We start from the raw sequence: 22,834 nt of genomic DNA on the forward strand, positions 1-22,834 counted from the left end.
CGCTCAGCGGTGGGTTCGTGGATTACGAGCCGGCGCATGCGGCTCACCGGGAGTCTGGACTAGCTGGCTCGCTGCCGCTCTAGCCGCTCCCGCATGACGTTGGGGATCCGCCCGGCCACCTCGATCGCTCGCTCGAGCGCCGCCTTCGCCTCCGCGTGGCGGCCTCCTCGCGAGAGGGCCCGTGCGCGCGCCTCGATGACCTCGATCTGCTCCTGCCCCACCGAGAAACGGGCAGACCGCTCCTCCAGCTCGTCCCACTCCTCGGCGCTCGCCTCCCGCGTCGCCAGGTCGATCATCGACCAGTGCACCTCTTCCGCGGGAGCCATCGCCGTGTCGTCGCGCCCCGCTGCGGCGGCCTTCGCCTGCTGCACCCGGATCGCCTCGATGATCTCCCGCGCCCTGCTCCCCTCGCCGCGGTAGAGGAGCACCCTCGCCAGGAGGAGATGCACCAACGGGCGCGCCTCTTCCCCGCGCTGCTGGCGTTCCAGCGATACGGCCCGCTCGAGGTGCGGTGTCGCCGCGTCCAGATTGCCCATCAGGTAAAGTGACTCTCCCAGGTTGAACTCGCTCACGAGTTCCATCATCCCGAGACCCAGCTCGCGCGAGACGGTCAGCAGTCGACAGAAGTCCAGGAGCATCCCCGCGCTGTCCCCGAGACAGGCCCGCAGGAGCGCCCGGACGTTGATCACCGATGCGAGGTGCAGGCGATCGCCGCGCTCCTCGCACATGCGGATCGCCCGATCCAGCACCGCGCCTGCTTCGTCCAGCTTTCCCAGCCCCGGGTAGATCGAGCCCAGGACGAGCAGCGACACCACGAGCGTCTCGTAGCCCTCGTCGCCCAGCCCCTCTGCCTGCGCCGCCGCACGCTCGAACTGCTGCGCCGACTCCTCCTCCCGGCTGTCACGCTTCAGCGAGCGCGCCACCGCCATCGAGAGCCGCGCCGCCAGCGCGGGCGGCAGATCGCCGCGCGCGAGCGCCCTCGCGTCCTCCACGCGCTGCTTCGATCGGCCGTAATCGTTCATCCAGTCGAGCGCCGTGGCCTCGTCGAGCAGGAGCTCGATCTGCTCGATCACGTCGCCCTCCAGCGTCGCCATCGCGCGCGCGCGATCGAGATCGCCGAGCGCGTCGTGGTAGCGGCCCAGCCGGTAGCGCATCAGCCCCCGGCCCCGGTACGCCGTCCTCCGCCGCACCCCAGGCGCCTCGACAGGCTGCGCGAGCGCCCGGCTGTAATAGAGCTCCGCCTCCACGTAGGCGTGCCGCGTCCGCGCCCGCTCGGCGAGCTCCAGGTAGGCGTCCTCCGCGACCGTCGCGAGCCCCGCCTCCGCCGCGTGGTGCGCGATCCTGAGCCGACGCTGCTCCCGGCCCTCGTGGGCCGCCTCGCGGTGGTGCTCGTACGCCGCCAGGTGGATCCGCCGCCGCTCGGCCTCGGCGACGTCCTGCGCGACCGCCTCCCTCACCAGCGCGTGGCGGAAGCGCAGCCGGTCCTTCCGATCGCCGACCAGCACGCCCACCTTCAGCAGCCGCTCGGTCCCGACGCGCGCGTCGAGCGGGAAGGCCGCGCCGTCGCCGCGGAGATCCAGCTGGCGCAGCACGCCCGCGATCTCGTCGATCGACACCTCTGCGCCAAGCAGCGAGACGAGCCGCGCGTGCGCCCCGAGCGCCGGCCCGAGCGCCGCGATCTCCGCCTGCGCCAGCGGATCGAGCGACGGCAGCACAGGGAGGCGCTCGAGCTCGTCGGTCGCCAGGTACCACGCGTCGCCTCGCAGGTGCCGGCGCAGGATCCCCTCGCGCTTGAGCCCGTGCACGAGCTCCACGAGCAGGAGCGGCACCCGCTGCGAGCGCTCGAGCAGGCGATCGATCGCGGGCTCCGGCACGTCCCGCGCGGGCAGGAGCAGCCGCCGGCACAGCGCCCGCGCGCTCTCGTCGTCCAGCGGATCGAGCCGCAGGGCCTCGTGTCGTGCGGCGCGCTCTCCCCAGGAGGGGTGCGCCTCGGCGAACGCCGGGCGCCCCATCGCGCAGATCCACAGCGGCGTGGCCTCGTCCGCGAGCGCCGCGTACTCGAGCGCAGCGAGCATCGCGTCGTGGGCGAAGTGCGCGTCGTCGAGGAGGATGATCACGGGCGACGCGGCCGCGCACTGGCGCAGGCACTCGCCCGCCGCCCGCACGCGCGCCGAGCGAAGCGCGCCTGGCGCGGCCCGGAGCGCCTCGAGCTCGGGGAAGATGTCGACGCCCGTCTGCTCGTCCACCCATCCGAGCGCCATCGCCAGCCCCAAGCGGAGCTCCTCGCCGAGCACGGCGCCGAGCGACTCCGGGAGCGCCCCGCGGACGCCGCTCTCCGGGGGCTGCTCGGGCACGCAGAGCGCCTTGCGCACGAGCTCGTGGAGCGTCGCGTCCGACGCGCCGCTCGTGGGCTCCTGCCCGCGCAGCTCGATGATCCGGGCGTGCGGCAGGCGCTCCCGGAGCTGCTTGCCGAGCTCGACGAAGAGGCGGCTCTTCCCGTGGCCGGGCCCGCCCGTCACCGAGACGACCGTGGGCTTCTTCATGCAGAGCGCCTCCTCGGCGCTCTGCGTGAGCTGCTCGAGGAGGTCGCGACGGCCGACGAACCCGCCGGGGCGCGTCGCGTCCCGCGACTGATCCTCGAGGCCCGGCGGGAGCTCGTCGCCCGCTGCGGCGTGCGACGGCTCGGGGAGCGCGGCCGACGCCTCGGGCGTAAGGAAAGGCCCCAGCGGACCGGCGGCGGACGGCCACCGCTCGGCGCGCGAGAAGAGCGGGCTCAGGAACCGCCGCGTCCCGTCCGGGCGCGCCTGGCTCGACACAGGCGCGAGATCGATGAGGACCCGCGTGCACAGCCCGCGTCGCAGGAGCTCGTCGGCCGCCCGCTGCGCGCGGCGCGCGGGGCTCGCCGTCCCCTCCTGGCCGAAGACGCCCACGTAGCGAGCGCCGGAGGCGTGCGCGAGCTCGCCGCCGAGCGCCAGGAGCCTGCGCTGCACCGCGATGCGATCGGCCGCGCTCTCGAAGAACAGGAGCCCCATCACGCGGCGCTCGATGCCGGCCACGGAGCGCGCCCCCGCCGGCGCGCTCGCCGCGACCTCGTCCCGGAGCGCGCGCTCCAGCGCCACGCGCAGCTCGCTCGCGCTCGCGAACCGCTCGCTCCGTTCCTTGGCCAGGCAGCGGTGCACCACCTCCTCGACCGCCCGCGGCACGGCCACGCTGGCCGACAGGCGCGGCGGCCTGCGGCTCCGGTGGTCCTCCAGCACCGCCGCGCGCGGCCCCCAGAACGGGGGCCGGCCCGCGAAGAGCTCGTACAGGATGACGCCCATCGCGTAGATGTCGGCGCGCGCGTCGAGATCGGGCCACCCGGCCGACTGCTCCGGCGCCATGTACTCGGCCGTCCCCACGGCGAGGTCCTCGTCCTGCCCGTCGTAGCGCCACCCCACGACGCGGGCGATGCCGAGGTCGATGAGCGTCGCCTTCGCCTCATCGACGAGGATGTTCTCGGGCTTGAGGTCGCAGTGCACGTAGCCGCGCGCGTGCACGGCCTCGAGGGTCGCGAGCGTCGCGAGCCCGAGCCGGGCAGCCTCCTCGAGCTGCGGAGCAGGGCGCGCCGCGAGGCGGGAGGCGAGCGTGGGCGCGGCGATGTGCTCGATCACCGCGTAGGGAGAGCCGTCGTCCAGCGCCCCCCACGCGTGCACGGCCGGCACGTGGGGGGCGCCGATGGCCGAGAGCGCCTCGACCTCACCCCGGAGGCGCTGGGCGGCGCCGCGGCGATCGGCGCGCGCGAGCTTGATGGCCACGCGCGCGCCGCCGCCCTCCGGCTCGGCCTCGAAGACGAGGCCGAAGCCGCCCTGCCCCAGCGTCCTGCGGGTCCAGTAGCCGGGGAAACGAGGCAAAGCGACAGGGACGACCTCCGTGATCTCCGGAGGAATCGACGACTGGCCAGACGGAGGACGAGCGGACTGCGCGCACTCGGGGCACGCGCCCTGATTCCGCCGCCCACAGGCTGGACAGCGCCCCGCTTCCCGGGTCGCGCGTTCAGGCGCCTCGTCTCGCAGGGCTTCCGAGCCCATTCACGCTCCTAGGGGCCGGCCGGCAAGAACGTGGTCACCACCTGGTCCGTGCGCACATGAGGGTTGACCGGATAGTTCGTGACACACCCCCTGAAGTAGCCGGCCGTGGCGTCCGTCCCGTTGCACAGGGCATTGCATGAGCCCCAGATGACCATGGAGCCACACTGCTGCCAAGTGGACTCCCCGGTCGTCGGGTTGGTCTCGATGTGGCCGGCCGCGCAGTCGCGTTGCAACTGGCGCGCCCGAACGTAGCCCGCCGAATCGTAGCAGGCCCCCACATAGGGCGTCGGGGCGAACAGGTTGCCCCAGAACGCGCCCTCTCGCACCGGATAGGCCGCGCGCTCCGCCGCAGTCGACGCCATCTCGTTGTTGCGCATGGAGATGCTCACCGAAACGCCGTACCAGTTCACCCGCGCGGCGACGCAGGCCGAGATCTGATGCTGGACATATGTATCGTTACCAATCGGGCTGCTTGCCCACCAGTGCGCGTAGCCGAGGTCGCCGCGGTACACCTCCGGGTGGGCGACGCCGCTGCTGTCGGTCCATGAGAACGAGAACGTCTGGTCGGGGCGCAGCGAACAGCTCACGATGTAGCGCAGGAACTCCCTCGACAGGGCGCCGGCCGTTCCCGGATCCTTGATGGCCGTCAGCGCGCTCGCGGCCAGCTTGTTCGGGAGCAGCGCGTTCGGGGGCAGCGCGTTCGGGATGATCGCGTTCGGGATGATCGCGTTCGGGATGATCGCGTTCGGGATCATCGAGTTCTGGATGAAGCCGTTTTGGGTGATGAGCTCGCCCTCGGCTTCCCCGACGAGCTCCTCCGCCTGCTCGTCGATCTCGGCACCGATGCAGGCAGCGGTAAGCAGAGGTAATGCGAAGACCGCGACACGTCGTGCACAGCAAAGAACCATGAAGGTCCCCCTTTTCGTCGCCGCGATTTGGCGTTTAAGGTCGAGTAGCCGCAAAGTTTAAGTTACCATTTCGAAATGCTTCTGCATAGCGCTTTAGTAAAGGATGCGTTCGATCGGGAGAGCGCGCTGACGGCAGGGCTGTAACGCGCCGCGATGGACGGCGCGGAGGAGCAGATGAGCGACGACGAGGACGAGACCAGGCCGTTTTCGGATTTCGAGAGGTCGGCCGCGCGCGGCGAGTTCCCGCCGGGCACCCTGGCGGGCGAGTACATCCTCGAAGGATTCATCGCGCGTGGCGGCTGCGGCGTGGTCTACGGGGCGAGGCACGCCCAATCGGGCAGACCCGCCGCGGTCAAGGTGCTGAGCGAGGCGGTGGCCCACTCTCGCCGCGTGGTCGACCGGTTCGCACGCGAGATCGACGTGCTGCGGTCGATCTCCCACCCCAACATCGTGGAAATCTACGGAGTTGGTGAGCTGAATAACTATCAGCCATTTTATGTCATGGAGCGCCTCGAGGGCCAGACGCTCGACGCGCTGATCCGGTCCCAGACGCGGCTCACGCCGCGCGAGACCCTGGAGCTGATGGAGCCTGTGTGCGCAGCGTTAGCAGCCGCGCACACAGCGGGTATCGTTCACAGGGATGTGAAAGCGAGCAACATCTTCATCTGCTCGAGCCCGCCACGTGCCGTCAAGCTGCTCGATTTCGGAATCGCGAAGATGATGGCGCCCGAGGAGGGGTCGACATGGCTCACCACCGCCGGACGTATGCCCGGGACGCCATCCATCATGGCCCCAGAGCAGATCCTCGGCGGTCCTATCGATGCGCGGGTGGACGTCTATGCGCTTGGCGTCCTCCTTCATCGCATGCTGGTCGGCCGGTTGCCGTTCCACACACACGACATGGATGAGATGGTGCGGAAGCACCTGGAGGAGCAGCCGCTGCCCCCGAGCCTGCGGGTCCCGCTGCCCATCGAGCTCGACGCGGTGGTGCTGCGGTGCATGGAGAAGCGGCGGGAGCGGCGCTTTGGCTCGGTCGAGGAGCTGATGCGCGCGCTCAGGGACGCCATCGGCGGGCCCGCGTCGGGCATGCCGAGCGGACCCGACCCGACGCACCCCGCGGTGGCGGTCTACCTGGAGGTCCGGACCCGCGGCGACGCCGGCGAGCTGGACGACGAGCTGACCTTCGACATCGGTCGGGTGCTCGACATCGCCGAGTCGCAGCTCTCGCGCGCGGGCTTCCTCCTCGCGTCGATCACCGGCAACGAGGTGCTCGGCGTTCGCCTCCTCCCGGCGAATGCGGACGAGGAGCTACGGGAGCGGCGCGCGGCGATCGAGCTCGCCACCGCCGTGCACCGGGCGCTGGCCCAGCGACCGGGAGCGGACCCGCGCCTGCATGTCAACGTGTGCGTGCACGCGGACGACGTGCAGGCGCGCCTCTCGACGCAGCCCGAGATCACCGGGGGCTCGCTGATGTGCGCGGGGCACTGGGCTCCGGCCGACGACGTGCAGGGGGTGTTCGCGACGCCGAGCGCGAACGCGGGCCTCCTGGACGACGAGCCGACCCCCACACGCCGCGCGTAGCCACGCGCCGCAACGAGAGAGAGCGCCCTCGCTCGCGGGCGCGTCAGCGCCGCGATCGAGGGCGGGTGATCCAGCGTGCGAACGTCGACTGGCCGCGGGGCCCGGTGCTGACGTTCGCCGCGGGCGCGGTCGACACGAGGCCGCCGACAGCCACGAGGGCGCAGGCGGCGAGCAGCTGGGCGCTCACCTCGGCGTGGCCGGCGACGCAGAGCAGCAGCGTCGAGAGGATGGGCGCGCCGTAGGACAGCACCCCGAGCTGCGGCACGTCGCCGTGCTTCGTCGCGTGATCCCACGCGAAGAAGGCGACCCCCACGGGGCCGAGCCCGAGCGCGAGCAGGCCGAGCGCCTCTCCGGCCGTCGGCACGACCGTGCGCTCGAACGCGAGGTGCCCGGCCAGGCCCAGGGCGGCCGTCGCGGCGCAGGAGCCTGCGATGGCGTCGGCAGGGACCTCGGCGAAGCGGCGCTGGAGCACCGAGTACGTCGACCAGAGGAGCGCGCAGCCGAGCGCGGCCAGGTAACCGGGCGTGTGTGTGGCGCTCAGGCGGACGGTGCCCCCGCCTGCGACGAGCGTCCAGACGCCCGCGAGCCCGAGCAGCGCCCCGACCACGTGCCTGCCGCGCAGGCGCCCGCCGGGGAGCGCCGCGGAGAGCAGGACGATGAGCAGCGGCCACAGGTACGAGATGACGCTGACCTGCACGGGCGGCGCGGCGGAGAGCGCATAGAAATAGAGGGCGTGATAACCGAACAGGCCGCCCACGCCGAGGATCCAGCTGCCGAGCGGCTGGCGGAGCGCGCCGAGGCCGCCCCCGCCGCGCCGGGCGAGCCGCGCCGCGCCGAGGAGCGCCGCGACTGCGAAGGTCGACGAGAGCACCTGGAGCGGCGGCAACCTGCGCACCGAGGCCGAGAGCAGGGCGAGGCTGCCCCAGAGCCCGATCGCCGCGACGCCCGCGAGGGTGGCGGCTCGCCGCGAGGGGCGCGCCGCTGGCGTCGCTGCCATCGCTGCGTCCGATAGGGCGGCGCCGTGGGTCGTGTCCGACATGGCGCCGAGCATGGCGCGCCGGCCGGCCGCCGTCTTGTCTCAGCCTCCGCCGTCGGCAGATCGGTTCGGCGTAGCCGCAGCAGATCGCGATCTCCGCGATCCCGAGCTCGGTGCGGGACAGCAGGTCGGTCGCGCGCGCGAGGGCCGGCGCGGCGCGACGGACGCAGCGCGCGCCGCGGGGCGGAGCTCACCGGCAGGGCGCGCCGTACAGGGCCGCGGCGCCGCGGGCGTCGTGCTCCGTCAGGTCGAGGTCGCCCCAGTTCGTGCCGTTGCACCACGGGTAGTGCATCACCGAGCCCGCGTCGTACGGCGTCAGGGCGCGCCAGCCGTCGTCCTCGAAGCAGGCGCCCGCCTCGGGCCGCGTGTGCTCGTGCCGGAACCCGAGCGCGTGGCCGAGCTCGTGCCGCAGGACGCCCGTGAGCGTCCAGAGATCCAGCGGGCCGAGCGCGGTCGAGTCGATGAGGAGATTGCGCGCGCGGCGCGAGCTGTCAGGGAAGAACGCGCGCGCGTAGTACGGCTGCCCCTCGACCGGGCGCACGTCGAAGACGACCCTCTTGTTGCGCGCGTCGCACGCGCCGTCCTGGTCCGCCCTGTGAACGAAGCGGACGTCCGCCACCTCCCCCCACGCCGCGGCGGCGCTCTCCATCGCGGAGACCACCGCGCCATGGTCGTCACCGAACGCCTCGCTCACGCAGTAGCTGAGGTTCCGCTTCTCCCTGTCGCTCCACCTCACGTCCCTTCCACGGCTCTGATCGACGATGAGCGCTCCGCGCTGGACGTGGCGCTCATAGAACCCCTCGAGCCCGTCGAGGCCCTCGACGGGAACGTCGCCATCGACGATGTAGATGCCGCTCTCCGGCTCACGGTAGGTCCGAGCCTCGAACTCGTCGAAGCTCACCTCCGTATCACCGACCTGCTCGGAGATCTCCTCTCCCGCAGGCGCGCCGGCGGCGCACCCGGCCGACGCGAGCGACAGGACGAGGAGGCCAAGCGTGCCATGGAGGAGACCACGAGATTCCGTAGACAGATGACTCATCATACAAGTACCTCTCGTTCATGCCTTTCCCTCTCGGGTCAGGCGAGGGTGCGCAGCGCCGCAGTGAGCTCCGCCGGACGGCGCCGCGGGACCTCCACGGCGGTTCGGGCCGACTCGACTGCTGGTACCGACGCGGATGGCGTCCGGCTTCGGTGTCCGATATTGGCAAGCGACGTGCCGCATGCGCGATGGCGTGACTTTGCGGGCCAGAGGTCAAGCGCGGAGCGATGGAGTCCACACCTGCGCAGCGGGTGCTTGCGCACCTGTGCAAGGACTTGCGTATCGAGATCGAAGCAGAGCGCGCAGCGCCCGCCGCCGGGACCGGATCGAGGCGGTGGATCGATGGGGCTTCGTCCCGCCGTCGTGCGCTCCATCGCGCGAGCAGCGGCTGCTCCCGCTCACGCCGTCGCTCGCCCTGCTCGCCGTCTGGGTGGGCAGGTCGGTGCTCACGAGGCCCTCCGGCGCCCCGGTCCCCGGCCCTGTCGCGGCGTGGCCTCTTCTCCGTGCGGCGCTGACGCGGCGCAGGGCGGGGCGCGTTTCGCTGGACGAGCGGCCGCGGCTCGCCAATCCTTGAGCGCATGAAGCTGACCGGCATCGCCGCAGAGACCGTGCAGATCGCGAGTCGTGGCGAGTACATCGCGCCCTCGGGCGCGACCGTTCGCATCCGCGACCGCGTGCTCGCCGCGGTGAAGGGGACCGTGCTTTACCGGCCCGGATCACTCGACGCCTGGGAGCCGAAGGAGCGCCTCGATGGCCCGGCGGCGATCGAGGTCACCGGCGAGACCACGGGGGCCGCGGGGCGGCGGCTCATCGAGCAGGAGGGCCAGGCCCGCGTCATGGCCCTCAACTTCGCTTCCGCCAAGAACCCCGGGGGCGGGTTCCTGCGCGGGGCCAAGGCCCAGGAGGAGGACCTCGCCAGGTGCTCGGCGCTGTACGCGTCGCTTGTCGAGCAGCGCGAGTATTACGACCAGAACCGGGCCTGCGGGAGCTTTCTCTATACCGACCACATCATCTACTCGCCGGACGTGCCGTTCTTCCGCGACGAGCAGCACGCCCTCCTCGACCGACCGTTCGCGCTGTCGCTCATCACGGCGCCGGCGCCGAACGCCGGCGAGGCGTTCCAGCGCGACGACGCCACGGACCAGGAGATCCGGGCCGCCCTGGAGCGCCGCGCGGACATGGTGCTCGCCGCGGCGGGCGCGCACGGGCACCGGTGCCTGGTCCTCGGGGCGTGGGGGTGCGGCGTCTTCCGCAACGATCCGCGCGAGGTCGCCGACGTCTTCGCCCGGTGCCTCGATCGCCCGCGCTTCCGCGGCGCGTTCTCGCGCGTGGTGTTCGCGGTGTACGACCGGGGCGCCGATCGGCCGAACTACCGGGCCTTCCAGGAGCGGTTCGCGCAGGCGTAGGCGCGCACTTCCGCCGGCGCCTCCGATCCCCGGCGCGCCGTCACGGCCCCGCGCGGATCACACCGTGGGATCCCCGCCCCAGAGCTGCGCAGACGTCGCGCTCCCCGCCTACCTCCACCGCTACAATCGAGGGCTGACCCCTTCCACGGGTCCGTTTCGAATTGTCGGGTCGCGATCGAAGAGCGAGAGTCATGGCTCCGACGTGAGGACGATCGACGACAGGCTCGCCGCGCTCCTCGCCGCGGCCGTCTTCTCCGCGTCACCCCTGCTCCTCTGCGGGTGCGCATCGCCCGCGCCCGCGCCCGCGCCGCGGGCCGCCGCGCAGGGGACCGCGGCGCCGCTCGACCAGCGCTTCGCCAGCGAGCCCGCGCCGGCGCCGCGCTTCCCCGATCCGGAGCGCGGGCGGAAGCTCCGCGCGGCGGCGGCCGACGTGCAGGCGCTCGCGCGGCGCGCCGCGGAGAGGGAGCGCTTGCCGGCGCTCGCGCTCGGCGTCGTCATCGACGAGGAGCTCGCGATCCAGGCGGTGCTCGGCGTGCGGGACGCCGCGGCGGGCGGAGCGGTCGACGAGCACACGCGCTTCCGCATCGGCTCCGTCACCAAGCCGCTGACCGCGGCGGCGATACTGCGGCTCCGCGACGAAGGGCGGCTGTCGATCGACGCCCCGGCGGCGCGCTACCTGCCGGCGCTCACCGGCGTCGTCTACCCGACGCGCGACGCGCGGCAGATCACGGTCCGCGACCTGCTCACGCACAGCTCCGGCCTGCCGCGGCTCGGCGTGTTTCCCCCCGCGTCGACGTCGCGCGACGTCACCGAGCGGGAGATCCTGGCCACGCTCGACGGCTTCGGGCTCGAGAGCGCGCCGGGCGCCGCGACCTCCTACTCGAACCTCGGCTATTCGCTCCTCGGGCTGGTCGTCGCGCGCGCCGCCGGCGTGCCGTACCGGCGCTACATGAGCGACGCGGTCCTCGGGCCGCTCGGCATGCGCGACGCCGCCTGGGACCCATCGCAGGTGCCGCCCGGCGCGCTCGCCTCGCCCCACGCGCGCGGCGTCGACGGCGGCGCCGTGGCGCCGATCCAGCCCTGGCGGCTCGGCGCCTCCGAGGCGACCGCGGGGCTCTACGCGAGCCTCGCCGACATGGGTCGCTTCGTCGGGTTCGAGCTCGCCGCCTGGCCCGCGCGCGACGCGCCCGAGACGGGGGCCCTGCGGCGGAGCACGGTGCGCGAGTCGCACCTGATGGCGCGCAACGGCTCGGCGTTCCCGGCCGCCGGCGGCGACGACGGCCCCGGGCTCGGCTGGCACGTGCGCGAGGACTGCGACCTCGGCCACATGGTCTTCCACAACGGCCTGATCGACGGCTTCTCCGCGTCTGTGACGCTCCTCCCGCAGCGGGGCGTCGGCGTCGTCGCGCTCGCCAACGTCGCCGGCGCCGATCTCGAGTCGCTCAACGCGAACGTGCTCGGCCGGCTCGCGGCCACCGGCGCCATGGAGGCGCGCGTCGTCCCGCCCTCCCCGCCCGTGCGCCGCGCCGCCCAGGCCGTCGCCTCGATCATCGGCCGCGCGCGCGCGGGGGCGCTCGATCGCAGGCTCAGGCCCGGCTGGTTCCCGGAGGCTCACCTCGCCTCCCTGCGAAGGGCGCTGCGCGACGCCGGCGCGCGGGTCGGGGCGTGCGCGCTCGACGGCTCCGCCGTGGTGGAGAGCGCCACGGCGGCGCGCTTCGGCCTGCGCTGCGAGCGCGGCGCGCTCTCGCTGGCCGTGCGTGTCGACACCTCGCCGGACGCGCGGATCACGTCGCTGAGCGTGGAGGAGCAGACCGGGGCGACGGCCCGGGAAGCCCCCGGCCCGAGCGACCGCCCAGCCCGCTGCCGCTGAGCGATCTGCAGCCCGGCGGGTTCGCCACTCCTGCTAGTGTAACCGCGCCCATCGTCCCGGGCGTCGAACCGTCCCCCCTCACCTCGCGGAGACCCGCTTGAAGCACAACGACGTGGTGGTTTTGATCCTCGGCGGAGGCGTAGGAAGCCGCCTCTACCCGCTCACCAAGCTGCGCTCGAAGCCAGCCGTCCCGACCGGCGGCAAGTACCGGCTGGTCGACATCCCGATCAGCAACTGCCTCAACTCGGGCTTCAACCGCATCCACATCCTCACGCAGTTCAACTCGGTCTCGCTCCACAACCACATCACGCAGACGTACCGATTCGACGTCTTCTCCGCCGGCGCGGTGCAGATCCTCGCGGCCGAGCAGACGCCGACCCACAGCGACTGGTACCAGGGCACCGCCGACGCCGTCCGCAAGCAGCTCGTCGAGGTGAAATCGCCGAACCCGCGGGACGTCATGATCCTCTCGGGCGATCACCTCTACCGCATGGACTACGAGCCCTTCCTCGAGCACCACCGCGAGACCCGGGCCGACGTCACGCTCGCCGTCCGCCCCGTCCCGACGGCCGAGGTGTCGCGCCTCGGCATCGTGGACACCGACGACACCGGGCGTGTGGTCAAGTTCGTCGAGAAGCCGAAGGACATGAAGCTGCTCGAGCACGTGCGGCAGCTGCCCGATCCGGCGAACCCGTGGCTCGCCTCGATGGGCGTCTACATCTTCAGCGCGAAGGCGCTCTACGAGATGCTCGAGCACGACAACGCCTCCGACTTCGGCAGCCACATCCTCCCCCGGGCGCTCGATACCCACCGGATGATGACCTACACGTTCGACGGGTACTGGGAGGACATCGGCACGATCCGCAGCTACTACGAGGCCAGCCTCGCGCTCACGGACTCCGATCCTCCGTTCTCGTTCTACGACCCGCAGCGGCCGATCTACACGCGCCCGCAGTTCTTCCCCCCGGCCCACGTCACCGCCGGCTCGGTCCTCGACCAGGTGCTCCTCGCCGAGGGGAGCCGGATCATCGAGTCGAAGATCTCCCGGTCGGTCGTCGGGCAGCTCTCCTCCATCGGGCCCCACGTCTCCATGTCGAACACGGTCATGATGGGCGCGGACTACGAGTCGCTGTTCCAGGCCCACGGCCCCGAGAGCACGAGGGGCCTCCCGCCCATCGGCATCGGCCGGGGGTGCACCATCGACGGCGCGATCATCGACAAGAACGCGCGCATCGGCGACGGGGTGGTGATCCGCAACATCCCTGACCGGCCGGACACCGACGCCCCGTACTACGCGGCCCGGGAGGGCATCGTGGTCGTCCCGAAGAACGCCGTCGTCCCGCCGGGCACGGTCATCTGAGCGCGGGCCGCGCCCCGGCCGCCGAGGGGACGGCGGCTGGGCGCGCGGGCGGAAGGCGGAAGGGACGCGCTCGCGCGGCCAGGCCACGGTAGGCAGGCAGAACGCCGCCGCGGCGCCCGGCCACTCGCCCCTCGTCGGCTGGGCCCCGGTCTGGTAAAGAGCGCCCTTATGCGAATCTGCATCCTCGGCGCCACGGGCCTTGTCGGCCGCGAAACCATCACCCTCATCGCGCGGGCCTGGCCCGGCGCGACGCTCGCCCTGTTCGCGAGCCGGGACCAGGAGCTCACCCTCGACGGCAAGTCGTACGAGGTGCTCAGCGCGTCGCGCCTCGAGGCGCAGGACGCCCCCCGCGGAGACCTCGCGTTCGTGGCCCTGGATGACGATCACAGCAAGCGGTACGTCCCGCGGCTCGTGGAGCTCGGGTACCGCGTGATCGACAAGAGCAACACGTACCGCGCCGACCCGAAGGTGCCGCTCGTCGTCGCCGGGGTGAACTCGAGCATCGTCGACGACTCGGTCCGGCTCGTGGCCAACCCGAACTGCACGACCATCCCGCTGATGCTCGCGCTCTCGCCCCTGCGCCGGGAGTTCGGGCTGAGCGCGGTCACGGTGAGCACGTACCAGGCGGTCAGCGGCGCCGGCATCGCCGCCCTGGACTCGTTCCTCGCGGACGCGCGCGACGGCTTCCAGGCCCTCGATCGCCTGGGCCTGCCGTTCAAGCCGTCGGGCTACGCCGGCAACACCGTCCCGCACAACGGCGGCACCGACGAGAGCGGTTACTCCTCGGAAGAGCGGAAGCTCATCTTCGAGAGCCGCAAGATCCTCAGCATGCCGGAGCTCGGCGTCTCCGCGCAGTGCTGTCGGGTCGGCGTCGCGGTCGGCCACTACGAGAACGCGTGGGTCACGTTCGATCGCCCGGTGGATCTCGAGCGGGTCGCGAGCATCCTGAGCGATCCGGCGAAGTCGCCCTTCGTGAAGCACCTCCCCGGCGCCGCCGGCGAGGGCCTGAGCGCGCTCCACTGCGTGCAGGACCGAGACCTCGCGCTGGTCGGGCGGATCCGCCCCGATCACCGGGACCGCGACCGGAAGAGCGTGTGCCTGACCGTGGTCGGGGACAACCTTCGGCTCGGCGCGGCCACCAACGCGGTCCGCGCCGCGACGCGCTGGTTCCCGAGCGCCGATCGGGACCTGCAGGCCCCCTGACGGCAAACGATGCAACCCGCCCAGCCCCTCATGATCCTCGTCGCCGGGCCCTATCGCTCCGGCACGGGGGATGATCCGGTCCTGATCGCGGCCAACGTTCGCGCGATGAACGACATGGCCGTGCGCCTCTTCCGGGCGGGCCACCTCCCGGTCCTCGGCGAATGGTTCGCGCTGCCGCTCATCGAGCACGCCGGGTCGCGGCAGATCGGCGACGAGATCTTCAATGAGATCTTCCATCCCGTCGCCCGCCGGCTCGTCGCGCGCTGCGACGCTTGCCTGCGGATCGGCGGCCCCTCCAAGGGAGCCGACGAGATGGTCGAGCTGTCCCGCTCCATGGGCAAGCAGGTCTTCTTCAGCTTCGACGAGGTGCCGGGCTGCGGTTAACCGCGTCCGGCGCACGAGAGACGCACGAGAGACACACGACACGCCGCGGTGGCGCGGTCTCCTCAGGGCTCGATCCCCGGCCAGCCAGCGCCGACAGGGAGCGCCTGCACGTCGGGGAAGAGCATGTAAATACGCTTTCCATCCCACGTCTGCCGGTGGGGCGGCGAGGGCGCGGCCGCGGCGACGCTCGCGCGCACCGCGCGCCCGAGCGCGCCTGGGCCGTCGAGCGCCTGGCTGAGCGCCGCGAGCGCCTGCGCGAGCTCGGGGAGCGACGCATCGCCCGACGTGCCCCGCGCGACGAGGGCGTCGACCTCGCGGCTGCGCACGCCGAAGTCCGACGGCAGCGGGTGCGCGGGCTGCGCCGTGACCGCGGCGTGGAGGAACTGGCGCTTCGCCACGCCGCCCGCCTCACCGAAGCCCGCGACGAGCTCGAAGAGCGCCGACGCGACGCCGACCGCCGCCTCGCGGTCATTGGGGTGATGGAGCTTGGAACCCCTGATTCCCAGGTCGTCGAGGTACTCGAACCCCGAATCGCTCAGCGCGGCCGATCGCTCCGTCTCCGGCAGGGGCGGCGCGACCCGCACCTCGCCGCTCTCGAAGACGATGACGCGGGCGTACGTGAAGCTCGCGTGCGGCGCGGCGAGGCGCACGCGCGCGAGCTGGGCCGCGACCTCCACCGCCGCGCCGATCTCGAAGCGCGAGCCCGGAAGGTGGCGCGCGATGCCCGCCAGCGTCATCCCCGCCGCGTCGGGCCAGGGGCACACGGCGACGTGCCGCGGGAGGGCCTCCGTCTCGCCCGGCGCGCACACGCGCTCCAGCCCGAACGAGGCGGGGGCGAGGAGCGGCGGCCGCTGGCCCTCCATGCGCCGCAGATCGCCGAACAGCCAGGCGCGGTTCTCCCCGTGGTGCTCGGGCGCGAGCATCCGCGCGCCGACGAGCAGCGCGACGGTGCCCCCGGCGCGCGCGAGCCATGCCTCGGGCACGGAGAGGTGCTCGTACAGGAAGGCCTCGACGATGAGCTGCCACTCGCGGGGCGGCTCGGGAGGCAGAGGAGCGGCGGTTCGGTACATGGCGGGTGCGGGGCTTCGAAGAACAGCGCGCTCGGCCCCGGATGCACACACGAGACGGGCGAGCTCGTGAAGTAGCGTATCCAAGCCGGGAGCGCCGCGGAACACGGCAGCGGGACGCTGCCGCCGATCGGCGAGCGCGCTGCCCGATCCGCCCGCGGAGATCGCTGTAGAGCGGGGTGCACGAAGCTGAAGTCACAAAAGAGAACCGCCCGCAGGTCCAGGCCTGCGGGCGGTCTTCTTCGTCAGCGGCTCGGCCTACTTGAGGCGGGCCAGCATCTCGACCTTCTCGGTGTCCAGACCCGTCCAGGTGCCCCAGCCCGTCTTGTCCGCATCGGTGTACTTGTGGTTGTAGATACCACCCGTATCACCCGACTCGGGGTTGATGGACCAGTAGGTGAAGTCCGTCATCTTCTTCTTGATGAGGTAGTCCACGTACATGTTCTGCCACTCCCAGTCGTAGCGCTTGCCGGCAGGCAGGTGCGCCCACTGCTTGGCGAGCGCCGGATCCATCTCGTTCTTCGGCCAGTCCTTCACGCCGCCGAACTCGCCGGTGATCACGCAGAACTTCTGGTCGTGCAGGAACCCGAAGTGCTCGTCCCACTGCTTTGTCAGCTTCGCGACAGCATCGGCGTTGCTGCGCTCCAGAATCAGCCCGCACCCGGCCTTGGCGGCCGCCTCGTCCTCGAGCCCGACGCACTCGGGCTTGGACTGATCGACGTGCTGCTTCTGAACGAACACTGCAGGCCCGTAGGTGTGGGGCGAGAAGCAGAGCCGATTCCTGGGGACCTGGATCGGGTAGGCCGTCTGTCCGTAGAAGTTCTCACCCCAGTTCGGGTTGAGGTCGGGATCGCCGTGGGGCTCCGGCTCCAGCGTCAGGCCGCTGGCGCCCGCGGGCTGGTGGCTGCCGGACACGCCCTGGACGACCGCGATCATGTCGTCGTTCTCCTCGGCGATGACGTCGTAGCAGGCCTTGGCCATGTCCGCCCACTCGGGCCAGCTGTACTTCCACGGCTCGTTGAAGCAATCGATGCCGATGATGTTCTTGATCCCGAGCTTCTTGGGCAGCTGCGCGATCTTACGGATGTCCGCGAGCCACTTGTCGTAGTTGTAGGCGTCCTCGCCCGTAAGGCAGGTGTAGTCGTCCGCCTTGTAATCGTAGTTCTCGCGATCGCTGTCCACGTAGGGCTTGTTGTCGTCGAGCCTGCCCGCGCGCCACCCGAGGTGGTTCGAGCAGGAGTGGATGCCGATGATGACGTTCAGATTGTTCGCGCTGGCCTGCTTGAGGAAGTCCTCGAGCGCCTCGTACGCGTTGGCGTACGGGTAGACCTTCGGGTCGTTGTTCTTGATCCGGGGCGTCATGATGCTGTAGTCGCCGTCCGGGTGGTTGGTGACCAGGGTCTGCGGCGCGATGGGGAGCCGGATCGTGTTGAACTTGAGGTTGGAGCTGGTGAGCTCCTTCATCGTGTCCGCGATCGTGCGCGGGGCGCTGCTCTCCGCCCACCACATCGACCCGATGAAGAGCTCCATGGCGCCGGGGCGATCGAGATCGTCCTGTCCCTCGAGCCCGAACCAGTTGCCGCCGCGAACCTGGATCTCCGTGCCGTCCTGCGTCAGGCGGCCGTTGTCGAGGTTGACGCGGAACCTGCCGTTCGGAGAGCCGTCGGTGTCCGGCGTCGGCTCCAGGGTCGGGTTGCCGCTGCCGCTGCCGCTCGGGATTCCGGCGCCGGCGCCGCTGGTGTCGCCGCTGCCCACCGAGCTGCCCGCGCCGCTGCCGTTGCCCACCGAGCTGCCCGCGCCGCTGCCGTTGCCCACCGAGCTGCCCGCGCCGCTGCCGTTGCCCACCGAGCTGCCCGCGCCGCTGCCGTTGCCGCTGCCCGCGCCGCCGGAGCCCGGCCCACCCCCGGTCGCGGTTGATCCATCACCACCGCAGGCGATGCCCATCAGAGCAAGGGCGGCGAAGGAACACAAGAAGATATGGCTTCTTCCGATTCTCATAGGTTCGTTCTTTCGTTAAGCACAAATTCAGAACACGGCGCGCTGCTTCGAGCGACAACCCCCAAGGCTCGTCCTTAAGACAATCTCAGCCAGATCAACGGTTGGTCGCGCTCTACAGTCGACCCTGCGCCGAATTCGCAATCAAGCAACACCGACGGGTTGCCAACCGGGCTCGCATGTTACCCGCCACCAAACAGAGGGTCAAGACGAGACGCACCCTCCGATGCCGGGACCCAATATCGATATGGCGGTGTTTTTCCCACGACGGTGGATCACCGGAGGCGCTCTCCTTCAACGGGATCCTGCAGGAGCGCTGCACGAGGGGAGAAGCTCACGAGACGCTTGACTTTCAAATTGCACTTGAGTTGCTGAACCACCCGGGCGCCCGGCGCTCCCGCAGGGCGCGCAGCGTCATTCGATAGGCGCGCAGCGTCACCCATCCTGCGCAGAGCGTCAATTTCAACAGAAGGGTACCTCGGCAGAGCTCGTCAATGGGAAAGGCACGCTGAAAGACCACGACTCGCCACGATGCCTGTCACGGGGCACGCGGCGCGTCGACGCGTCGACGCGCCGCTCCGGCCTTCATCGATCCTGACGGCGGGCGTGCCGGCAGCTGAGCGGGTCACGCTACTCCCCTCCTCTTCCGCGGCCCTCGCCCTCCCCTTCCGGTCTCCGCCAGCGCTCCGGAAGGCGCGCGAGGAGCAGCGCGAGCCCCGGCAGGAGCACCATCCCTGCGAGCAGCAGCAGGGATGACGTGAGCCGCGCGGCCGAGGCGCCCACCGCGGCATAGGTCGCCGAGATGCCCAGGTTGGCCAGGGCCGTCACCGTGACGAACGCGCGCCAGGGCATGCGGCCCGCGCCCGCGAAGACGAGAGACGCCTCCGCGAGCACGGGCACGCCGCGGAAGAGGAGCAGGAACCAGCGGCCGTGCCGCTCGGCGGCCCGCGTCAGGCGCGCGAGCTCCGCCTCGCCCACCATCCGCTGCAAGGCCGGCGCGCCCGCGCGCGCGCCGACCAGATAACCCAGCCCCGAGCCCACCATCATGCCCGCCCAGGAGACCGCCGTCCCGCGCCAGAAGCCGAGCAACCCGCCCGCCGCCGTGCTCACCAGGCTCGATGGCACCGGCAGGACGATATCACCAGCAAGCAATCCGCCGAGGACGAGCGCCGTCGCAATGGGTGAAGGCGGCGCGGCGAGCAGCCTTCGCGCCGCGGCCTCGAAGCTGTCGGCGAAGAGGAAGAACGGCACGAGGATGACCAGGAGGAGCAGGCCAGAGAAGCCGGCCCACCCGGGCCAGGAGCGCCGGGAACGCCCGGTCGCGCCGGGGAGGCGCGCGCTCCCCGGAGGAGGGGTCGAGTCAGACGATCGCGACATGCAGCGCTCCAGGTCCGGTGACGGGCCGGCCGCCCCGCGAGGAGGAGCGAGCCGGCCGGCGCGCGAGTATACGTCCCTCACACGGTCCGCCCTCGGGGGAAAGAGACGCTGGTTCAGGATTTGTCCACGCACAGGGGGAGTCGGCATGTGCGTGGACCAATTATTCAACGGCCCTGGAGACAGCGGCGCGCGCAGGAAGGGCTCGAATTCAGGGCACCCGCGTGGGAGACTGTCGCCAATTCACGCATCCCGAGAGGTCCCGGGCAACCGGAAGGAGCAGGTCATGCGTCCTCGATCTTCGTGGCTTGGTTCAACCATTTTCATCACGAGCTGCGCCGCCCTGGTGGCGAGCTGCTCTGCGAGCGCCGACCGCCCTTCCGGAGGCGGCGGCCCCGGCGGCGGCGGGGACAATCCCACCACCACGACCGGCGGCGATCTCGGCGACGGCGACACCACGGGGAGCGGATCGGACATCGGCGACGGCGACAGCGCGTTCCGTTGCGGCGACGGGGGCCTGACCAGGGACGAGGCGTGCGACGACGGAAACGCCGTGGGGGATGACGGCTGTGCGGCGGATTGCCGCTCGGTCGAGCTCGGCTGGTCGTGCCCGCTGCCCGGGGTCGCTTGCACGCGTATCGCCCGCTGCGGTGACGGCGCCGTGGTGTTCCCGGAGCTCTGCGACGACGGCAACACCGAGGCGGCCGACGGCTGCTCGCCGACCTGCAAGGTGGAGGTCGGCTTCAAGTGCAGCGGCAGCCCGAGCGCCTGCACGCCGACGACCTGCGGCGACAAGACGCAAGAGGGCGCGGAGAGCTGCGAAGACGGCAACACGATGCCCTTCGACGGCTGCTCCTCGAGCTGCCAGGCCGAGCCCGATTGCTCCGCGGGCTCCTGCGCGTCGACCTGCGGCGATGGCCTCGTGCTCGGCGAGGAGTGCGACGACGGCAACAACATCGACGGCGACGGCTGCTCCGCGGCGTGCACGGAGGAGCCGGGATACACCTGCGCCGTCCCCCAGCCCTCGGGATCGATGGCCGTGCCTGTCGTCTTCCGCGACTTCAAGGCGGCCCACCCCGACTTCGAGCCGAAAGGTCCTGCCAACAGCAAGCCCATCTTCAACATGGTCGGGCCCCGGCTCGACGCCGAGAAGAAGCCGACGTACATGACCGCCGCCAATAGCCTGGTCACGAGCGCGGCCAGCTTCGCCCAGTGGTACCACGACGTCCCCGGCACCAACAGCACCACGGTCACCACCCTCACGCTCTGGGACACCGGCGACGGCCGCTTCGTGAACCGCTGGGGCGAGGACGGCCAGCAGTGGACCCTGCTGTCCAACGAGAGCCAGCACTATTGCGGCAACGTGGGCAACGAGGTGAACGGCGAGGAGTGCACCTCGTCGGCGCAGGCCACCCCGCAGTGCGGCGACATCCACAGCGAGGAGTTCCACAGCTGCGAGGTGCGCGACCGGGTCTACTGGGCGAGGTATATCGAGGAGACGTACGACGGGAACCCGCTGTTCTTCCCGGTCGACGACGATCCGTTCACCCCGGCGGCCGAGCGCGTCGCGGCCGACATCTTCCCGAGCTACGGCGGCGGCGACTGGCTGAAGGAGCAGGGCAGCCCGAAGCACAACTTCCATTTCACGAGCGAGATCCGCTACTGGTTCCAGTACAACGCGGGCGAGCAGTACGAGCTCGACTTCACCGGAGACGACGATGTGTGGGTGTTCATCAACGATCGCCTCGCGGTCGACGTCGGCGGCATCCACAGCGCCGTCAACGGGCGCCTCGTCATCGGCGCCAACGGGGCCGGCAGGGTCACCTACGCCACGGAGGAGAACGACAACATCCCGGCGCGGAACATCGACCTCGGCCTGACGGACGGCGGCGTCTACCAGATCGCCGTGTTCCACGCCGAGCGCCAGACCGCGGCGTCGACGTTCAAGCTCACGCTGCAGGGCTTCGCGACGGCGCGCAGCGAGTGCAAGCCCGTCTGCGGCGACAGCGTCGTCAGCCTGGGTGAGGAGTGCGACGACGGCGTGAACGACGGCGGCTACGGCGAGTGCGCGCAGGACTGCAAGCTCGGCGAGTACTGCGGCGATGGCGTCGTCCAGGCCGTGGAGGAGTGCGACGACGGCAACAACCGCGACGGAGACGCCTGCGGCAGCGGCTGCCGCAACCTCATTCCGCGCTGACCCGGCTCATGCCATGCACGCGGAGAGATCGCTCGCCGCGCGCTCCGGGGCTCCCGGGTGTGTCGGCACCAGCACCCGCACGGGCAGCGGCGCGCGCGGGGCGGGCCCAGCGCCGGGTGAGAGCGTGAGGCACAGCTCTCCGCCCGTCGGCCTCGCCCGGAGCGCGAGGTGCACGGCGCCGCGGCGCGCAGCCCGGATGGCGCTCACCAGCACGCGAAAGAGCTCGCGCGCCAGGGTGTCGTGGTCCGCCTCGACCACCACGGGCTCGAGCTCCTCGATGCTGGTCGTGACGTTGAAGACAGCCGACTCGACCTCCAGCAGATCCGCGAGATCGCGGATCAGCGCGTCGAGCGCCACCGGGCGCGGCGCCGCCGCCTCGCCCAGCGCGAGCGCCCGCCACAGCGCGGCGGAGCGCTGGAAGCGGCGCAGCACGCTGGCGGCGAGGTGGAGCAGATCGCGCGTCTGGGCGAGGACGCTCCCGGCGAGCTGATCCGCGGCGAGATCGATCCTGAGCCGCGCGGCGGCCCGCGCCTGGAGGATGTCCTGGAGCAACCGCCGCAGGTCCTCCATGGGCACGTCCCGCGCAGTGAGCAGGCGATCCATGTCCCGCTCGAGCCGCATGGCGAGGAGATCCATCTCGATGGCGCGCGCGGCGCAGAGCAGAATTTCACGGAGACGAAAGCCAATCTCGGGTCTCCTGACCGAGAGGCTGAGCACGCCGATGGCCGCCCCATCGCCGTCCCGGAGCGGGAGCCCATGGCACGTGAAGACGTGGAATCCCTGAATGAAATGCTCCGGCCCGACGAGCTCCGTATAACCATCTTCGGCGAGCGCCGTACCGACGCCGTTCGCGCCACAGACGCTCTCATCAAGCAACGCGCCGGCACCGGGCACCCGCTCGGGGCCGTGAATCGTCTGCTCGTCACCGCGGACATCCAGGAGGATCGCCCGCGCGTCCCCCACCATGACCGCATGGCGCTCGTCGCCCGAGGCCAGGCTGAGCGCGTGAAGGTAGGGTTCGGAAGCGAGGATGAGGTCCTGGTGCCGCTCGCGCAGGCGCTCGGTGTCGAGCGCGCTCAGGAACTCGGCCTTGGGGCGCCGCGGATCGGCCCCTCCCCCGTGAGAGCGCACCCAGGCGCGGTGCACGTGAGGACGCAGCTGCTCCGCCTCCAGGGCGCCGATCGAGCGGTAGAGGCGCCCCGCCTCGAGCGCTGATTCCAGCCACGCTGCCATGAGCCCACCCCTCGTTCGAGCGCGCGGTTGCGTCCGCCACCGTCCGCGATTCCGCTCCGGGATCTTGCACAGTTCGTACCCTCGACACGCCTCCTCGAGAGGCGAGCCGCGAGG

Annotated in this window: 16 protein-coding genes; 8 read left to right on the forward strand and 8 right to left on the reverse strand. The window is 71.4% G+C overall.

Annotated features, from left to right (window positions below; all coding sequences use genetic code 11):
- Nucleotides 1-59: 59 nt before the first annotated feature.
- Nucleotides 60-3,890 (reverse strand): serine/threonine-protein kinase, encoded by a 3,831-nt coding sequence (locus WMF45_RS29985; RefSeq protein WP_437708295.1) that lies wholly within the window; start codon nt 3,888-3,890, stop codon nt 60-62.
- Between the two features lie 185 nt (nt 3,891-4,075).
- Nucleotides 4,076-4,975 carry a hypothetical protein gene (locus WMF45_RS29990; protein WP_437708297.1) on the reverse strand — a complete coding sequence of 300 codons (900 nt, stop codon included), beginning with the start codon at nt 4,973-4,975 and terminating at the stop codon, nt 4,076-4,078.
- A gap of 153 nt (nt 4,976-5,128) precedes the next feature.
- On the opposite strand from WMF45_RS29990, the gene WMF45_RS29995 reads away from it, so the two are divergent.
- On the forward strand, nt 5,129-6,556 hold the full coding sequence (locus WMF45_RS29995; protein ID WP_437708299.1) for a serine/threonine protein kinase: 1,428 nt from the start codon (nt 5,129-5,131) through the stop codon (nt 6,554-6,556).
- A 43-nt stretch (nt 6,557-6,599) separates the two neighbouring features.
- Here the strand turns inward: WMF45_RS29995 and yddG are convergent, their stop codons facing one another.
- Nucleotides 6,600-7,553 carry an aromatic amino acid exporter YddG gene (gene yddG, locus WMF45_RS30000; protein WP_437708301.1) on the reverse strand — a complete coding sequence of 318 codons (954 nt, stop codon included), beginning with the start codon at nt 7,551-7,553 and terminating at the stop codon, nt 6,600-6,602.
- A gap of 229 nt (nt 7,554-7,782) precedes the next feature.
- Nucleotides 7,783-8,634: a matrixin family metalloprotease gene (locus WMF45_RS30005; protein ID WP_437708303.1), complete on the reverse strand. Its 852-nt coding sequence runs from the start codon at nt 8,632-8,634 to the stop codon at nt 7,783-7,785.
- A gap of 331 nt (nt 8,635-8,965) precedes the next feature.
- Between WMF45_RS30005 and WMF45_RS30010 the strand changes: the two genes are divergently transcribed.
- The 6 genes from WMF45_RS30010 (at nt 8,966) to WMF45_RS30035 (ending at nt 14,854) form a co-directional block, all read left to right on the forward strand.
- Nucleotides 8,966-9,205 carry a hypothetical protein gene (locus tag WMF45_RS30010; protein ID WP_437708305.1) on the forward strand — a complete coding sequence of 80 codons (240 nt, stop codon included), beginning with the start codon at nt 8,966-8,968 and terminating at the stop codon, nt 9,203-9,205.
- A 4-nt stretch (nt 9,206-9,209) separates the two neighbouring features.
- On the forward strand, nt 9,210-10,037 hold the full coding sequence (locus WMF45_RS30015; RefSeq protein WP_437708307.1) for a TIGR02452 family protein: 828 nt from the start codon (nt 9,210-9,212) through the stop codon (nt 10,035-10,037).
- Between the two features lie 202 nt (nt 10,038-10,239).
- Entirely contained in the window at nt 10,240-11,907 is a 1,668-nt protein-coding gene (locus WMF45_RS30020; RefSeq protein ID WP_437708309.1) for a serine hydrolase domain-containing protein, read from the forward strand.
- 97 nt (nt 11,908-12,004) lie between these two features.
- Nucleotides 12,005-13,267, forward strand: coding sequence for a glucose-1-phosphate adenylyltransferase (locus tag WMF45_RS30025; RefSeq protein WP_437708311.1), 1,263 nt, complete (start codon nt 12,005-12,007; stop codon nt 13,265-13,267).
- A 168-nt stretch (nt 13,268-13,435) separates the two neighbouring features.
- A complete protein-coding gene (locus tag WMF45_RS30030; protein WP_437708313.1) occupies nt 13,436-14,470 on the forward strand; it encodes an aspartate-semialdehyde dehydrogenase in 1,035 nt (344 codons plus the stop codon).
- A 9-nt stretch (nt 14,471-14,479) separates the two neighbouring features.
- Nucleotides 14,480-14,854, forward strand: coding sequence for a DUF4406 domain-containing protein (locus tag WMF45_RS30035; RefSeq protein WP_437708315.1), 375 nt, complete (start codon nt 14,480-14,482; stop codon nt 14,852-14,854).
- A 62-nt stretch (nt 14,855-14,916) separates the two neighbouring features.
- Here WMF45_RS30035 and WMF45_RS30040 read toward each other — a convergent pair whose 3' ends face one another.
- From WMF45_RS30040 to WMF45_RS30050, 3 genes are all read right to left on the reverse strand, one after another.
- Nucleotides 14,917-15,924, reverse strand: a complete 1,008-nt coding sequence (locus WMF45_RS30040; RefSeq protein WP_437708317.1) for a hypothetical protein — start codon at nt 15,922-15,924, stop codon at nt 14,917-14,919.
- Nucleotides 15,925-16,179: 255 nt separating this feature from the next.
- The gene (locus WMF45_RS30045; protein WP_437708319.1) at nt 16,180-17,919 is read right to left on the reverse strand and encodes a glycoside hydrolase family 5 protein; all 1,740 of its coding nucleotides are present in this window, start codon (nt 17,917-17,919) and stop codon (nt 16,180-16,182) included.
- 627 nt (nt 17,920-18,546) lie between these two features.
- The gene (locus WMF45_RS30050; RefSeq protein WP_437708321.1) at nt 18,547-19,293 is read right to left on the reverse strand and encodes a TVP38/TMEM64 family protein; all 747 of its coding nucleotides are present in this window, start codon (nt 19,291-19,293) and stop codon (nt 18,547-18,549) included.
- Between the two features lie 283 nt (nt 19,294-19,576).
- On the opposite strand from WMF45_RS30050, the gene WMF45_RS30055 reads away from it, so the two are divergent.
- Nucleotides 19,577-21,487, forward strand: coding sequence for a DUF4215 domain-containing protein (locus WMF45_RS30055; protein WP_437708323.1), 1,911 nt, complete (start codon nt 19,577-19,579; stop codon nt 21,485-21,487).
- Nucleotides 21,488-21,493: 6 nt separating this feature from the next.
- Here the strand turns inward: WMF45_RS30055 and WMF45_RS30060 are convergent, their stop codons facing one another.
- On the reverse strand, nt 21,494-22,720 hold the full coding sequence (locus tag WMF45_RS30060; RefSeq protein WP_437708324.1) for a sigma-54-dependent Fis family transcriptional regulator: 1,227 nt from the start codon (nt 22,718-22,720) through the stop codon (nt 21,494-21,496).
- Nucleotides 22,721-22,834: the final 114 nt, after the last annotated feature.

It is taken from the genome of Sorangium sp. So ce448, assembly GCF_051520915.1.
GTDB classification, from domain to species: domain Bacteria; phylum Myxococcota_A; class Polyangia; order Polyangiales; family Polyangiaceae; genus Sorangium; species Sorangium cellulosum_B.